Below are 13,912 nucleotides of genomic sequence, written 5' to 3' on the forward strand. Positions count from 1 at the left end.
GGACACGTACAGTTCTTCCGCTTGTTAGGCCGGGCTTTCGCAGGCTTCTCGAAACCAACCGCCTCCAGCTTCCCTTCGCCGCCCTGGCGCCTGGCCTGATTAACAACCCCCGGCTTGATGTTGAAGGCTTGCCCATGCCCATTGCGCGAACGCCAACTGACGACTGCCCCAGCCAACGTCTGCAGCAACGCCCCAATCGAGTTCTGAACCCCTGGATCCGCTAGACCATTAATCTGGACCCGAAGCTCTGACCCCATGGCACGCAACGACTCAGCCTGCCTGCGGATCGGGTCTTTCAGCGCTTCAGGCACAAGATGTTCGACGGTGCCGTTGACGATTTTTTGGCCGGCGGCGATGTAAACATCGGCAACCGCGATGAAGATGTTGGAAATCGCGCCTTTGGGATCGTAGTCCCACTGCTTGCGCCCATCGCTGATCAGTTGCACCGCCTCAAGCAGATTGCCCTCGGCATCGAGATCGCCGTTGACCACGCTCTCCAGACCCTTGGCGATCTCGTTCAGCACGCCTTCGCCGATCTTCCCCGCGTCATCGAGAATTCCAGCGAGCTTCCCCTGCGCCTGGGTCACAAAATCATCAAGGGTCCCGACGATGTCCGCATTGAGGTGCCCGATCAGCACCTCGATCAGCGAATCACCCAACACCAACTTTCCCGCCTGACGCATCTCTTGGCGCACCAGAAACAGCGTCGGCCGCAGGCTCATTCGCGCTGCCGCCATGGTCGGCGGCGTCGGCAAGACGCCAATCAAATTGATGCCCAGACTCACCCAATCCAGCGGGTCGCGCTTTTCGCTCGTCGCCAGCCGAACGATGTCATTCAGCGCATCAACCAGTGCCATGATGTTGCCCACCACGGGCAAAAATCCCGCAGCGTTCTTGATCCGCTCAAGCGAAACGACCCCGCCGCTGATGTCCTGCAGCCAGGCATCGACGTTCGCCGCACCGGCGCCAACGTCCTCAAGCTGAATCAGATCAAGCGGAACGATCGCCACCTGAGGCTCGTTTTTTGCGTCACTGCCGGACGTAACTGCGGGGTTTGCCAACGATGCTCTCCGTGCTCAAGAAACCATCCGAAAGGGCCTGAATGCCAATCCGGGGGCCACGGAAATATCAAGGGCTGTGCCAGCTATGATTTAGTCGATAAAAATCAATGAGTTAAGAAGGAATACGGAAGGTTTGAGCGAACGCCAAACCAGAGAACCCATAAAGCCTGCGCAAGAAGTTGCGCACTGCTGTGCAACTTCTTGCGCAGTCGCCTAGAGGCCAAAAACGACATGGCTTCCAGAGCAGTAAGGCCTCTAAAACACACAATCAAGTGCGCAACTTCTTGCGCACTCCACCAGACCCGCATTCAACCGCTCTTCACCTGAAACACCGCATCGCCAGCAAAATGCGGTCCCGAAAAATGGCCAAAAAAAAGCCCCGAAAATTCGGGGCTTTTCAGCATTCAGAGCGGCTCAAGCTTTGGCCAGTTGCTCCTCATACTCCTTGTGATACTCACGGGCCAGCGATTGCTTCTGCTTGTCGTCCAGCAGTTTGCCCGCCGACTGGAAGAACTTCTGCTCTTCTTCCTTCAGGTGGTGGTGGACCTTCTCCGACAGCTTCTTGGCCGTGGCCATCCAGGACGGGCTGGACATCTCGGTCTCGTCGAGCTCTTCCATCATCTCATCCATTTCATGGTGCTCGGAAATGGCATGGCGGCTGAGGTCGACACCGTTGTCGAACTGCATCAACGGGATATAGAAGAAGCGCTCTTCGGCGGTTTCGTGGGCCTGCAGTTCAGCTTTCAGCTGTTTGTAGACCTCGACACGCTCCTCGCTGTCGCCATGGGTTTGGATCAAGGCATCGGCATAGCCGCGTTGCCGGTCATGACTCTCTCTCAGGGCTTCGAAAATGTTCACGGGTGCTCCTTGGTTCGGCGACGGACTGATGTGCTTATCCCTAGACCGCAGCGGGTATTCAGCCGTTCCGTTGCGCTTCGGGCATATGCATAGACCTATAAGTTTCTTTCATAACTCATGCCGTTTTTTATAATGAAAGTGAAGCTGTTTCGATGTGCTCATTCGTTTTTGCGCTGAGCGCTCCTCCTGTGCCCGTTCAAGGATCCTCATGTCCCTGCGAAAGATCATCGTGGCCGCCGCATTAATGCTGGCGACCCTTACCGCTCACGCCGAGCAGGTCATCAACATCGGCTATCAGCGCTCGTCCACGCTGTGGATTCTGCTCAAGAACGACGGCCAGTTGGAGGAACGGCTCAAGCCGCTGGGCTTCACCGTCAACTGGCATGAATTCAGCAGCGGGCTCTTGAGTGCAATGAACGCCGGCAGTGTGGACCTGCATGCCGATGTCGCCGATGCGTTTGCCTTGTTCACGCAAGCGGCGAATGCGCCGCTGACCTACTACGCCCGTGAGAATCCTTCCCCGACAGCGCAGGCCATCATCGTCCCGGACAGCTCACCGATTCGCAGCGTTGCCGACCTCAAGGGCAAAACCGTCGCGGTGTCGAAGGGCTCGGGCAGTCATTTTCTGTTGATTTCGGCCCTGAAGAGCGCCGGGCTGACCCTCAAGGACATCAAGCCGATTTACCTGGAGGCGCCCGACGGTGTCGCCGCGTTTGCCAGCGGCAACGTCGACGCCTGGGCGATCTGGGACCCGTTCCTGGCGACCCAGCAGCGTGAGCATCATGTTCGCGTGCTGACCGACGGCTCCGGCGGCATTGCCAACTACAACCGTTTTTACGCGGCCAACACGAGCTTCGCCAAGGCCCATCCCGAGGTGCTGCAAGTGGTGTTCGAAACCTTGCATCAGGCAGGGCAGTGGGTGAAAGGTCATCCCCAGGAAGCCGCGGCGAATCTGGCGCCGCTGTGGGGCAACATCCCGCCTGAGACCGTCGAGCTGGCCAACAGCCGACGCAGCTACGACATCGTCCCGGTCAAGGTGGATGAGCTGGCCGAACAGCAGCGCATCGCCGACTTCTATTTTGAAGCCGGGATGATCCCCAAAGCGCTGAAGGTGTCCGACATCGCTGTCTGGACCCCGCACGCCCAATAAGTCAGGAGCGCGATCATGAGTCGTCACATTCACCTGTCGGCGTTCCTGCTGACCGGGCCGGTTATTCACAGTCATGCGGTCTGGCGCCATCCCGAAACGGTCGGCCATTACCTGGATCCCGAGTATTACGCCCGCACGGCGCGGGTGGTGGAGGAGGGCCTGTTCGATTTTCTGTTCTTCGCCGACCGGCTGGCGGTGGGTGACCAGATGGGCGGCTCGCGGGACGTGGCCCTGCGGTATGGCGCGCAGGATGCGACGCGTCTGGACCCGCTGCCGATTCTGTCCTACCTGGTCGGGCAAACGAGCAAGCTCGGCCTGGGCGCTACCCGCTCGACGACCTATTACGAGCCGGCGCACATCGCTCGGGAGTTCGCCACGCTGGATCATCTGTCCAAAGGCCGCGCTGCCTGGAACATCGTCACGTCGATGAACGACAGCGAAGGGCGCCTTTTCGGCAAGGACAAGCACCTTGAGCACGACCTGCGCTACGACCGCGCTGACGAGTTCGTCGAAGTGGCGCTGAAGTTGTGGCGCAGCTGGGCGCCGGATGCGCTGAAGCTGGACCGGGAAAGCGGCGTGCTGGCCGACCCGTCGAAAATCACCTCGGTGCAGCATAATGGGGAGTGGTTCAAGGTCGAAGGGCCGCTGAACATCCCGCGCACGCCGCAGGGGCGTCCGGTGCTGATTCAGGCCGGCTCGTCGGGGCGTGGACGGCGTTTCGGCGCGCGCTGGGCCGAGGCGATTTTCACCATTCACCCGCACCTCAAGGCCATGCACGCGTTTCGCCAGGACGTGCGCGAACAGGTCGTCGAGCAAGGCCGCCACGCCGACAGCTGCAAGGTGCTGACGGCGGTGATGCCGTTTATTGGTGGCAGCGAAGCCGAGGCGCGGGCCAAGCGCGACAAGCACAACGCATTGGCGCGCCCGGAACTGGGTCTGGTCACCCTGGCATCGCAACTGAACGTCGATCTCTCTCCGTTTCCGCTGTCTGCGACGTTGGCAGAGATCGCGCGCTCGCCGTCTATACCGCCTGCTGCGGCGGAGAAGCTGCTGATGCAGGGCCCGGACACGACGCTGGAGGAACTGGGCCGGATTTTCGCCAGCAGCGTACGGGTGCCGCAACTGGTCGGCACGGGGGCACAGATTGCCGATCAACTGGCGGAGATGTTCACGCTGGGCGGCTGCGACGGGTTCGTCATTTCCCCGGCATATCTGCCGGGCTCGTTCAGCGAGTTTGTCGAAAGCGTCATTCCACACCTGCAACGCAAAGGGCTGTTTCGCACAGCGTATGAAGGCTCGACCCTGCGTGAGCATCTGGGGTTGGAGGCGCTGGACTCCTGAACCCTGCGCCTGAGAAATTCATACTCCGTACAGCCACCTGACAGCTTTGCGCGATCATTGACGGGCTGACATTCGCGACATGCTGCGTATGATGAGCCCGACGTTTTTCGCAAAAGGCTCACGCTCATGATGAAGTTTTTCGCCGCGCTGCTGTGTGTGTTTACCGGCATGGCCCACGCAGAACCCGCGCTGCTCACCGACCTTGGGCTGCCGTATCTGGCGGCGGCGCCCGCTGAATCCAGAGACAAACCCCTGATCATTTTCCTGCACGGCTATGGCAGCGACGAGCGCGACCTGCTCGACATCAAAAACGATCTCTCCCCGGGTTACACCTACCTCTCCGTGCGCGCGCCGCAGGAAGTCGACGGCGGCGGCTACAAGTGGTTCACCCAGGACACCGATCAGGCTGAATATGAAGGCGTGACCAGCGACGTCGACAAAAGCACCGACCTGCTGCGGACCTTCATCCAGCAGGCCACCGAGAAATACCAGACTCAGCCCGACAAAGTGATCCTGGTCGGCTTCAGCCAGGGCGCGATGATGAGCTACCAGATCGGCCTGCAATACCCGGAACTGGTACACGGCATCGCACCGCTGAGCGGCAAGATTCTCGCGTCCCTCCATTCACGCCTGAAGCCCGATGAGCGCCTGAAATCGCTGAAAGTGTTCATCGGCCACGGCTCGGCCGACACCCGCGTGCCTTACTCGGGTGCAACCGATGCCAAAGCGGTGCTGGAGAATCTGCTGATCGTTCCGGAGTTTCATTCCTACGCCGGGGCAGGGCATACGATTACAACGGCTGAAGTGGCGGACTTGAAGCACTGGCTGGAAGCGCAACTGCAAAAATAACCACCTGGAAGAGGCCAGGGCCGCTACAGGCCCTGACTGCCACGAATCAATTCATACGCCCGGCGCGCCAGCGGATTCACCGTATTGGGACGAATCCACAGGTAATAAGTGACGTCGGGCATTCTCGGCAGACCGTCGGCTTCCCCCAGTACCCGCATGTCCGGCCCGAGCATCTCCATGCTGCGCGCCGTGACGCCAAGGCCCGCGCGCGTGGCCGCCTTGATGCCGATCAGGTTCGACGCCAGGTACGCCTGACGCCATTCGATGTCGGCGCGCTCCAGTGCTTCGATGGCATAGCGCCGGTAAATACTCGGCTCGTCCACCAGAATGAGCGGTATCGGTTCGCCCGGGACGTGCAGGTACTGCGCCGAACAGATCCACCAGACCGGCGACGTGCGCAGGGCGAATCCTTCCAGGGCCGAATCCTCGCGGGTCGAGATCACCATGTCGACCTTGCCTCGATGCAAATCCTCCATCAGAAACGGGCTTCGACCGACATCGATCTCCAGTCGCAGCTTCGGCGCAGAACGGGCAATGTGGCTGAGGATGGGCGGCAGGATGGTGTCGGCGATGTCGTGGGGCGAGCCGATGCGCAGGACGCCGCTCATAGTGCTTTCGCGAAGGGAGTTGAGCGCGTCGTCGTTCAGCGAAAGCATCTGCCGGGCGTGGCGTAACAGCTGCCGACCGGGTTCGGTGAGTTGCTTTTGACGGCCCTGTTTCTGGAACAGGCTGACGCCAATCTGCTGCTCCAGACGCTGCATGTGTTGCGTCACCGACGACTGCGTGCGCGACAGGTGCGCCCCCGCGCCAGCGAAGCTGTGGTGATCGACGACGGCGACGAAAGTGCGCAGCAGTTCGAGGTCTAGGGTCGAGGACATTGGTGGTTACTCGTTTAAACGGTTCATTACCCGAAGCGCTATCCCTTGTAGGAGTGAGCTTGCTCGCGATCGCGATCTGTCAGGCAAATCATCGGCACAGATCCACAGCAATCGCGAGCAAGCTCACTCCTACACGCCTGTATTACATCAGCTGAACGGGCTAATACATTACGGAATTTTATGAATGAGGAAAGGCTTACGTTTAAGAATATCGATAAGACACAATAAAATAAGCCTTATGCCTTTTTGCTCTGATACCTAAAACCAGAAAGTTATAACCATATTTGATATTTGAATTTCCGTTAGCTGCGCACCAACCCTAGGATGCAAATCACACAGGCGCTCATCTGAAAGCGCCGAGCCGATGATCATCCCAGGGGAATTCCATGCCATACACGCGCTCGCCAGTCGCTCGGTGCCTGCCGCTTTTCGTCGCAACGCTGGCCACACTTGGCGCCAGTTTCGCCGCTCAGGCCGACGCCACCCTGGACAAGATCGAACAGCGCCACCGCGTGGTGGTGGGTGTGCTGCTGTCCGGCGGCCCGTTTGGCTCCATTGACCCGAAGACGCAGAAACCCGAGGGCCTGAACGTCGACATGGCCCAAGACCTCGGTCGTCAGCTCGGCGCCGACGTGGAACTGGTGCCCGTGCTGCCCGCCAACCGTGTGCAGTTCCTACAGCAGGGCAAGGTCGATCTGCTGATCGCCAACATGGAGTGGACCGCCGAGCGCGGTCAGCAACTGGGCTTCGTACCCACCCCGTTCTATCGCGTCGGCGGCACGGCGGCCGTGCTCAAAGACAGCAAGATCACCCGCTGGGAAGACCTCAAAGGCCAACCGGTCTGCACGTCCCAGGGCAGCAGCTACGTCAAGCCGCTCACCGAATTCGGCGCTGAACTGAAAGCATTCAAAAGCTCCTCGGAGTCGTTGCTCGCCTTGCGGGGCAACAACTGCGTCGCGGCCGTGCACGACGCCACGCTGATCAATCCATTGGTGGCCGACAGCCCGGAATGGCAGAACTACCGCGCCCTCAGTCCCGAACTCAATCCTGCGCCGTCTGTGATCTGGACCCGCCCCGGAGAGACCGACACCCAGGCGAAACTCGACGCCATCGTCAAGGGCTGGCACCGCACCGGCTGGCTGATCGACGCCGAGAAGCGCCACCACATCACCCCGGCCTCGCCAGCGCTGGTCGAGCTGCACGACAAGTTCCAGGCCGCGGGCGCCTGAGTTGCCGCTCTTTTCCGCCCGGTTTTTCAGGTTTCCTACAAGGCATTCGTTCATGAGCAGCTTTTCCATCGGCAAGACCCTGTCCGCTATTGGCCTCTCGATCGGCCTGGCAATGGGTGCGACCCTGGCCCACGCCGACGCGACGCTGGACAAGATCAATCAGCGCCAAAAGATCAGCATCGGCGTGATCCTCAGCGGCCCGCCGTTCGGCACCATCGATCCGAAGACCGGCGAGCACCTGGGCTACAACGTCGAGCTGGCCAAGGGGATCGCGCAGAAGCTCGGCGTCGAAGTCGAAACCGTTTCCGTGCTGGCCCCCAACCGCGTGCAGTTTCTGCAGCAGGGCAAGGTCGACATCCTGATCGCCAACATGCAGTACACCGATGAGCGCGCCGAGATTCTCGACTACGCGCCGACGCCCTACGAAGAAGTCGGTGGCGCCGCGCTGATCCGCAAGGGCGCGGGCATCAGCAAATGGGAGGACCTCAAGGGCAAGCCGGTTTGCGTGTCTCAGGGCAGCAACTTCATCAAGCCATTGCAGGAAACCTATGGCGCTGAAATCAAAGCGTTCCGCAGCCAGTCCGAGTCGCTGTTGTCCCTGCGTGGCAACGGCTGCGTGGCCGCCGTGCACGTCAGTCCGACCATGCACGCGCTGCTGGATGATCCGGAGTGGGCCGACTACAACCTCCCGCTGGCCAACGACCTGATCCCGTCGAAATCGGTGATCTGGGTGCGCAAGGGCGAGCATGATACCGAGGCAAAAATCGACGCGATCATTCGCGACTGGCACCGCAGCGGCTGGCTGATCGAACTCGGCGAACGCACTGGCATGGCCCCCTCTCAAGCCCTGCGTGACCTGCACGAACAGTTCCGCAACGCAGCGCCGCTTGCCACCAAATGACCCCAGGAGGCCAGCGATGAACAGCGATCTGTTCCAGACGTTGCAGCAACTGATCGGCGCCAGCCATGTGCGGCCGGGCGCCGAATCTGCGGCGCAACTGACCGACAAGCAGGGCAGCTACGTCGGTCGGGCGCTCGCTGTCGTGCGTCCGGCCAACACCGACGAGGTCGCGGCGGTGGTCCGCGCCTGTGTCGCCCACAGGGCACCGATTGTCGTGCAGGGCGGCAACACCGGCCTGATGGGCGCGGCAACCCCGGATGCCAGCGGGCGTTCGGTGCTGTTGCTGCTCGATCGCTTGAATCGCGTGCGCCAGATCGATACCGACAACGACACGCTCACTGTCGAGGCCGGCTGCATCCTGCAGAACATTCAGGAGGTGGCCCGGGAAGCAGGGCGTCTGTTTCCCCTCAGCCTGGGCGCGGAGGGCAGTTGCACCATCGGCGGCAACCTCGGTACCAATGCGGGCGGCACCGCGGTGCTGCGTTACGGCAACACCCGCGAGCTGACCCTGGGCCTGGAAGTGGTCACCGCCGAGGGCGAGATCTGGCACGGGCTGCGGGGTCTGCGCAAGGATAACACCGGTTACGACCTGCGTGACCTGTACATCGGCAGCGAAGGCACCTTAGGCATCATTACGGCGGCGACGCTTAAACTGTTTCCGCTGCCCAAAGCGCAAAGCACTGCGTTTCTGGCGTTCGATTCGCTGGGCCAGGCGGTGAGTTCCCTGTCCCATGCCCGCGCCGGTTTCGGTGCCAGCCTGACCGCATTCGAACTGCTCACCGCCGATTGCCTGGCGTTGTTGCGCGAGCAGTTCCCCGAAGGTCCGCAGCCGTTTTCGAATGCCGCTCAACCCTGGTTCGCTTTGCTGGAACTGTCCGATAACCACAGCGAAGCACACGCGCGTCAGGCGTTCGAGGACGTGTTGGGCAGCGCCTTCGAAGAGGGCCTGCTGGCTGATGCGCTGATTGCCGAAAGTCTGGCCCAGAGCGAGGCGCTGTGGCTGCTGCGCGAGAACATGAGCGACGCGCAGAAGCGGGCCGGACGCAACATGAAGCACGACATCTCGATCCCGATTTCGCGCATCGTCGAATTCGTCGAACACACCGACGCCTTGCTGCAACAACACTTCCCCGGCGTGCGCAATTTCACCTTCGGTCACCTGGGCGACGGCAACCTGCATTACAACGTCGCCCACCCACTCGATTCCACCGTCGAGGCACACATGACCCATTACTCCGAACTCAGCCAACGGGTGCACGACAGCGCCCATGCGCATGGGGGTTCGATCAGCGCCGAGCATGGCATCGGCCAACGCAAGCTGAGCATGCTGCCGCGATACAAAAGCGCCGTCGAACTGGACCTGATGCGCCGCATTAAACAGGCGCTGGACCCTCTCAATCTGCTCAATCCAGGCAAGGTCCTGGCGAGCGTCGAAAGCCGGAGCACCGCCCCATGAGTGTTCGTTTGTCCAAGCGTATCCAGCGCGTTTCGCTGTCCGCCAACGCGGCGGCCAAATCCCGGGCCAACGCCTTGCGTAAGGCCGGTCACGACATCCTTGACCTGACCACCGGTGAGCCGGATTTCGACACGCCCGAGCACATCAAGCAGGCGGCCTGCGCAGCCATCAACGGGGGCGCGACCAAGTACACGCCGACGCCTGGGGTTAAAAAGCTGCGTGAAGCCGTGCAGCGCAAGTTGCAGCGTGAAAACCGTCTGGACTACGCGCTGCCGTCGATTGTCATCGGCAACGGCGCCAAGCAGGTCATCTTCAATGCCTTCGCCGCCACCCTGGACGAGGGCGATGAAGTGCTGGTGCCGGTGCCTTACTGGCCGTCGTTTCCGGACATCGTGCGGGTCAACGGCGGCGAGCCGGTGTTCATCGAATGCGGCCTGGAACAGGGCTGCAAACTGACCCCCGCGCAACTGGAACAACACATCAACGAGCGCACCCGCTGGCTCATCCTCAACGGCCCCGGCAACCCGAGCGGCGCGGTGTACAGCGAAGCGGAGCTGCTGGCGCTGGCCAAGGTGTTGCGTCGTCATCCCCACGTGCTGGTGCTGCTGGACGAGCTGTACGAGCACATTCGTTTCGACGGTCAGTCTGCGCTGAGCCTGCTCAACGTCGCGCCGGACCTGCATTCCCGTGCCCTGTTGATCGGCGGGGTGTCCAAGACCTACGCCATGACCGGCTGGCGCATCGGCTTCGGCGCCGGCCCTCAAGCCCTGACCGGCGCGATGACGGTCATGCAGTCGCAATCCACGTCCGGCGCTTCGTCGGTGGGGCAGGCGGCGGCATTTGCAGCGTTCGAAGGCGGCCTGGGTTTCTTGCCGGACCAGATCCAGGCTTACCGGCAACGCCGCGATCTGTTGGTGGCCGCGTTGACCGACGTAGACGGCCTTGATGTGCTCATACCCGAAGGTGGATTTTTTGTCTTTGTCCGCTGTGCCGGATTATTGGGACGCGTTCGTCCCGATGGCCAGCGCCTGACTAACGACAGCGACGTGGTGGATTACCTGCTGGAGCAGGGCGTGGCCGGGGTGGCCGGCAGTGCTTACGGTCTGTCCCCGTGGTTCCGTTTGTCCATCGCAACGGCCACCAGCAGCGTGATCGAGGCTGGACGGCGCATCGCCAACGCCTGCGCCCGGTTGCGGGTCGAGGCGCTGGCATGAGTCATTGGCTTGAAGGGTTCGTGCACTGGACGGCCGCGTTCGGCCTGAACTACAGCTTTTTGCTGGACGCCTATCAGCGCGGTTCGATGGTCAATGGCGCGCTGACCACCGTCTTGCTGTGCGTGTTCACCCTCATCGGTAGCCTGATCGCGGGCGTGGGGCTGGCGGCGATGCTGACCAGCGGCAAGCCCTATCTGGCCAGGCCTGCGCGGGCGTTCATCGAAGTGACCCGCAACACGCCGACGCTGGTGCAGCTCTACTGCGCGTTCCTGGTGCTGAACATGCTGCTGACTCAGGCCGTTGGCGCTGCGAACCCGCTGACGCCGTTCGCCTGGGTGGTCATCGTGATCTCCCTGCACAAGGGCGCGTTCCACGCCGAAGCCTTGCGCGCCGGCATTGAAGCGGTGCCGAGCGTGACGCTGGAAGCGGCGAGCTCCCTGGCCTTCAGCAGCCGCCAGTTGCTATGGAACGTGCAACTGCCGCTGGCGATGCGTTTTGCGCTCCCGTCGCTGATCAACAACCTGATCGATCTGGTGAAAATGACGGCGGTGGCGTCGGCCATTGCCGTAGGCGACATCACCTACGCCTCGATCATGATCTGGACCCAGAGCGACAACGTGCTGGAACTGATGATTCTGCTGCTGGCGTTTTTCGGCCTGCTCAGCTTCGTCGTCAATTGCGTGGGCCGTGCCCTCGAAGCCAAATTGAGGATGCCCGGTTATGGCCATTGATTCGTCTGTGCGTGTGCCGGCCGGGTGGCCGCGTCGGCATCCGGGCACGCTGGTGCTGCTGGCCGCGGTGCTGCTCTGGCTTGTCTTCGGCGCCCCGAAAAGCCCGGTGTTGGCGGCGCTCGTGGAGTGGTCGCCAGCGCTGGCGACGGGCTTTGCCCAGAACATTCTGATCAGCCTGCTGGCGATTGCCATCGGCTCCGTGCTCGGCCTGCTGGTCGGTGCGCTGGCGGTGTCGCCGCTGTGGATCACCCGGCTGCCCGCGAAGATCTGGGTGCAGGTATTTCGTAACGCGCCTTGGCTGGTGCTGATCTATTTCACCACCTACGTTTTCCCATTCGAGCTGCACATCGGTACGTCCTGGATCTCGTTTCCGGACTGGGTGAAAGTCACCCTCGGCCTAGCGTTGCCCGCCAGCGCCAACGTCGCGGAAATCTTTCGCGGCGCCATCGGTTCGATACCCGGCACGCAGTGGGAAGCCTCCCGCTCGCTGGCCTTCACACGCGGGCAGATCTTCCGTTCGATCATCCTGCCGCAGTGCTTCAAGCGCATGTTGCCGCCGTGGATGAACCTCTATGCGGTGATCACCATGGGCACCGCGCTGGCCTCGCTGGTGGGTGTGCATGACCTGATCGACACCGCGCAGATTGCCAGCAATACGGTCAACCGGACCGGCTTCACGGTGCTGATCTACTTCAGCGTGCTGGCCCTGTTTTTCGCCTACTGCTATCCGATCTCCCGATTCACTCAATTCCTGGAGCGACGTTATGCCTTCTCCTGACACGCGCGCCGAGCAACCGCTGGTCAGTCTGCGCGACATTCACCTGTCGTTTGGCAGCAATCGGGTGCTCAAGGGCATCGACCTCGACGTGCAGCGCGGCCAGGCGGTGTCGATCATCGGCCCTTCGGGTTCCGGGAAGTCGACCATCCTGCGCTGCATCACCGGCTTGCTGCAGACCGAGCGCGGCAGCATCCGCGTGGGCGACACCGATGTGCACACGCTCAAGACCGAGGCGCAGCGCATCGAACTGCGCAAGCGCGTGGGCTTCGTGTTCCAGCAGTACAACCTGTTCCCGCATTTGTCGGTGCTGGAAAATCTGGTGATCGCGCCGCGCAAAGTGCTGGGCGAATCAGCGGCCAACGCTGAAAAGCACGCGCACGAATTGCTCGCCAAAGTGCGCATGGAACACAAGGCCGATGCCTATCCGGGTCAGCTGTCCGGCGGTCAGCAGCAACGCGTTGCCATTGCGCGGGCATTGGCGATGCGGCCGGAACTAATCCTGTTCGATGAAGTGACGTCGGCCCTCGACCCGGAGACCGTCGGTGAAGTGCTGACGGTGATTCGCGAGCTGACCGAAGAGGGCATGACCTGCGTGCTGGTCACCCACGAAATGCGTTTCGCGGAGGACATCAGCGATGTCGTGTATTTCACCGAAAACGGCCTGATCGTCGAGCACGGCAGCCCCGAACACATCTTCCAGCGCCCGACCCATGAGCGGACCCAGACGTTTTTGCGCCATGCCCTGGGCGACGCCGGACGCCGTCCGGTCGCCAGTGGCGATCCGTTTCTGTTGAGCAATATCAGCCGTTACAGCCTGTCGGTCTGAGCCGGGCCTGTTGGCCTGAACCCACATAAGGAGCACCTGATGAGCATCGAGAACCGCAGCCAAGTCGTCGAAGCCTTTCTGCAACAGATACGCGCGATTCACCAGCGCGGCGTCGATCGCGAGGCATTGAAAAGCATCGTCACGCTACTCGAGGGACTGGCGGAGCGTCGTGATCTGTTCAACTTCGACACCTTTCCTGCACCCGTGCCGGGGGAGGGCGACACCGCGTTCCGCTACCGGCTGAACGACCACGGCGAGACCCCGACGCTCTACATGAACTCATTGCTGCCGGGGAAAAGTACGCTGCCGCACAACCATGAAACCTGGGCGGTGATCGTTGCGGTCGAGGGGCAGGAGATCAATTACGTGTGGGCGCGCACGGACGACGGCAGTGATCCGGCAATCGCCCGGCTCGCGCTGGAAAAGGAAGTGGTGGTGCAGCCCGGAACGCCCATCAGCTTCCTCGGCGAAGACCTGCACGGCATCAAGGTCGAGGGCGAGCAACCGACCCTGCATTTCCACTTGTACGGGCGCCCGCTGGAATCCTTGAACGGGCGCTATGGCGTGAACCAGGAAGGCAAGGTGCTCAATTACAACGCCTCGCAAATGGCCCCGTCGATCAAGGCCTACGCCTGATGGC

At 61.7% G+C, this 13,912-nt stretch carries 13 protein-coding genes and 1 pseudogene; 11 read left to right on the forward strand and 3 right to left on the reverse strand.

What is annotated here, in order from left to right; translation table 11 throughout:
- Together ABEH28_RS07635 and ABEH28_RS07640 are read right to left on the reverse strand one after the other, a co-directional pair.
- Window positions 1-1,010: pseudogene (locus ABEH28_RS07635) on the reverse strand (RHS repeat protein); the annotation flags it as partial.
- A gap of 465 nt (window positions 1,011-1,475) precedes the next feature.
- A complete protein-coding gene (locus ABEH28_RS07640; protein WP_192174772.1) occupies window positions 1,476-1,919 on the reverse strand; it encodes a hemerythrin domain-containing protein in 444 nt (147 codons plus the stop codon).
- A gap of 208 nt (window positions 1,920-2,127) precedes the next feature.
- Here ABEH28_RS07640 and ABEH28_RS07645 point away from each other — a divergent pair, with 208 nt between their 5' ends.
- The 3 genes from ABEH28_RS07645 (at window position 2,128) to ABEH28_RS07655 (ending at window position 5,259) form a co-directional block, all read left to right on the forward strand.
- Window positions 2,128-3,069 (forward strand): aliphatic sulfonate ABC transporter substrate-binding protein, encoded by a 942-nt coding sequence (locus ABEH28_RS07645; RefSeq protein WP_346629551.1) that lies wholly within the window; start codon window positions 2,128-2,130, stop codon window positions 3,067-3,069.
- Window positions 3,070-3,084: 15 nt separating this feature from the next.
- Window positions 3,085-4,410, forward strand: a complete 1,326-nt coding sequence (locus ABEH28_RS07650; RefSeq protein WP_346629552.1) for an LLM class flavin-dependent oxidoreductase — start codon at window positions 3,085-3,087, stop codon at window positions 4,408-4,410.
- Window positions 4,411-4,536: 126 nt separating this feature from the next.
- A complete protein-coding gene (locus tag ABEH28_RS07655) occupies window positions 4,537-5,259 on the forward strand; it encodes a dienelactone hydrolase family protein (protein WP_192174769.1) in 723 nt (240 codons plus the stop codon).
- A 23-nt stretch (window positions 5,260-5,282) separates the two neighbouring features.
- Here ABEH28_RS07655 and ABEH28_RS07660 read toward each other — a convergent pair whose 3' ends face one another.
- On the reverse strand, window positions 5,283-6,137 hold the full coding sequence (locus ABEH28_RS07660; protein WP_346628168.1) for a LysR substrate-binding domain-containing protein: 855 nt from the start codon (window positions 6,135-6,137) through the stop codon (window positions 5,283-5,285).
- A gap of 386 nt (window positions 6,138-6,523) precedes the next feature.
- Between ABEH28_RS07660 and ABEH28_RS07665 the strand changes: the two genes are divergently transcribed.
- The 8 genes from ABEH28_RS07665 to ABEH28_RS07700 are packed head-to-tail and all read left to right on the forward strand — an operon-like array spanning window position 6,524 to window position 13,908.
- Window positions 6,524-7,366: a transporter substrate-binding domain-containing protein gene (locus tag ABEH28_RS07665; protein ID WP_346629553.1), complete on the forward strand. Its 843-nt coding sequence runs from the start codon at window positions 6,524-6,526 to the stop codon at window positions 7,364-7,366.
- 52 nt (window positions 7,367-7,418) lie between these two features.
- Window positions 7,419-8,267: a transporter substrate-binding domain-containing protein gene (locus tag ABEH28_RS07670; protein WP_346629554.1), complete on the forward strand. Its 849-nt coding sequence runs from the start codon at window positions 7,419-7,421 to the stop codon at window positions 8,265-8,267.
- Window positions 8,268-8,283: 16 nt separating this feature from the next.
- Window positions 8,284-9,723: an FAD-binding oxidoreductase gene (locus ABEH28_RS07675; RefSeq protein ID WP_346629555.1), complete on the forward strand. Its 1,440-nt coding sequence runs from the start codon at window positions 8,284-8,286 to the stop codon at window positions 9,721-9,723.
- The gene (locus ABEH28_RS07680; RefSeq protein WP_346629556.1) at window positions 9,720-10,937 is read left to right on the forward strand and encodes an aminotransferase class I/II-fold pyridoxal phosphate-dependent enzyme; all 1,218 of its coding nucleotides are present in this window, start codon (window positions 9,720-9,722) and stop codon (window positions 10,935-10,937) included. The genes ABEH28_RS07675 and ABEH28_RS07680 overlap by 4 nt, the downstream gene beginning before the upstream one ends.
- The gene (locus ABEH28_RS07685) at window positions 10,934-11,668 is read left to right on the forward strand and encodes an amino acid ABC transporter permease (protein ID WP_192174763.1); all 735 of its coding nucleotides are present in this window, start codon (window positions 10,934-10,936) and stop codon (window positions 11,666-11,668) included. Before ABEH28_RS07680 ends, ABEH28_RS07685 begins: the two co-directional genes overlap by 4 nt.
- Window positions 11,658-12,446, forward strand: a complete 789-nt coding sequence (locus ABEH28_RS07690; RefSeq protein WP_346628172.1) for an amino acid ABC transporter permease — start codon at window positions 11,658-11,660, stop codon at window positions 12,444-12,446. Before ABEH28_RS07685 ends, ABEH28_RS07690 begins: the two co-directional genes overlap by 11 nt.
- Complete coding sequence (locus ABEH28_RS07695) at window positions 12,433-13,272, forward strand: amino acid ABC transporter ATP-binding protein (RefSeq protein ID WP_122535111.1); 840 nt, start codon at window positions 12,433-12,435, stop codon at window positions 13,270-13,272. The genes ABEH28_RS07690 and ABEH28_RS07695 overlap by 14 nt, the downstream gene beginning before the upstream one ends.
- Before the next feature lie 39 nt (window positions 13,273-13,311).
- Window positions 13,312-13,908 carry a cysteine dioxygenase gene (locus ABEH28_RS07700; protein ID WP_346629557.1) on the forward strand — a complete coding sequence of 199 codons (597 nt, stop codon included), beginning with the start codon at window positions 13,312-13,314 and terminating at the stop codon, window positions 13,906-13,908.
- Window positions 13,909-13,912: the final 4 nt, after the last annotated feature.

It is taken from the genome of Pseudomonas sp. Ps21-P2 (assembly GCF_039672565.1).
GTDB lineage: Bacteria > Pseudomonadota > Gammaproteobacteria > Pseudomonadales > Pseudomonadaceae > Aquipseudomonas.

Coding starts and splice junctions, on each gene's coding strand:
- ABEH28_RS07670 (WP_346629554.1), top strand. CDS start 7,419: ATGAGCAGCTTTTCCATCGGCAAGACCCTGTCCGCTATTGGCCTCTCG.
- ABEH28_RS07700 (WP_346629557.1), top strand. CDS start 13,312: ATGAGCATCGAGAACCGCAGCCAAGTCGTCGAAGCCTTTCTGCAACAG.
- ABEH28_RS07680 (WP_346629556.1), top strand. CDS start 9,720: ATGAGTGTTCGTTTGTCCAAGCGTATCCAGCGCGTTTCGCTGTCCGCC.
- ABEH28_RS07675 (WP_346629555.1), top strand. CDS start 8,284: ATGAACAGCGATCTGTTCCAGACGTTGCAGCAACTGATCGGCGCCAGC.
- ABEH28_RS07690 (WP_346628172.1), top strand. CDS start 11,658: ATGGCCATTGATTCGTCTGTGCGTGTGCCGGCCGGGTGGCCGCGTCGG.
- ABEH28_RS07650 (WP_346629552.1), top strand. CDS start 3,085: ATGAGTCGTCACATTCACCTGTCGGCGTTCCTGCTGACCGGGCCGGTT.
- ABEH28_RS07695 (WP_122535111.1), top strand. CDS start 12,433: ATGCCTTCTCCTGACACGCGCGCCGAGCAACCGCTGGTCAGTCTGCGC.
- ABEH28_RS07655 (WP_192174769.1), top strand. CDS start 4,537: ATGATGAAGTTTTTCGCCGCGCTGCTGTGTGTGTTTACCGGCATGGCC.
- ABEH28_RS07665 (WP_346629553.1), top strand. CDS start 6,524: ATGCCATACACGCGCTCGCCAGTCGCTCGGTGCCTGCCGCTTTTCGTC.
- ABEH28_RS07685 (WP_192174763.1), top strand. CDS start 10,934: ATGAGTCATTGGCTTGAAGGGTTCGTGCACTGGACGGCCGCGTTCGGC.
- ABEH28_RS07645 (WP_346629551.1), top strand. CDS start 2,128: ATGTCCCTGCGAAAGATCATCGTGGCCGCCGCATTAATGCTGGCGACC.
- ABEH28_RS07660 (WP_346628168.1), bottom strand. CDS start 6,137: ATGTCCTCGACCCTAGACCTCGAACTGCTGCGCACTTTCGTCGCCGTC.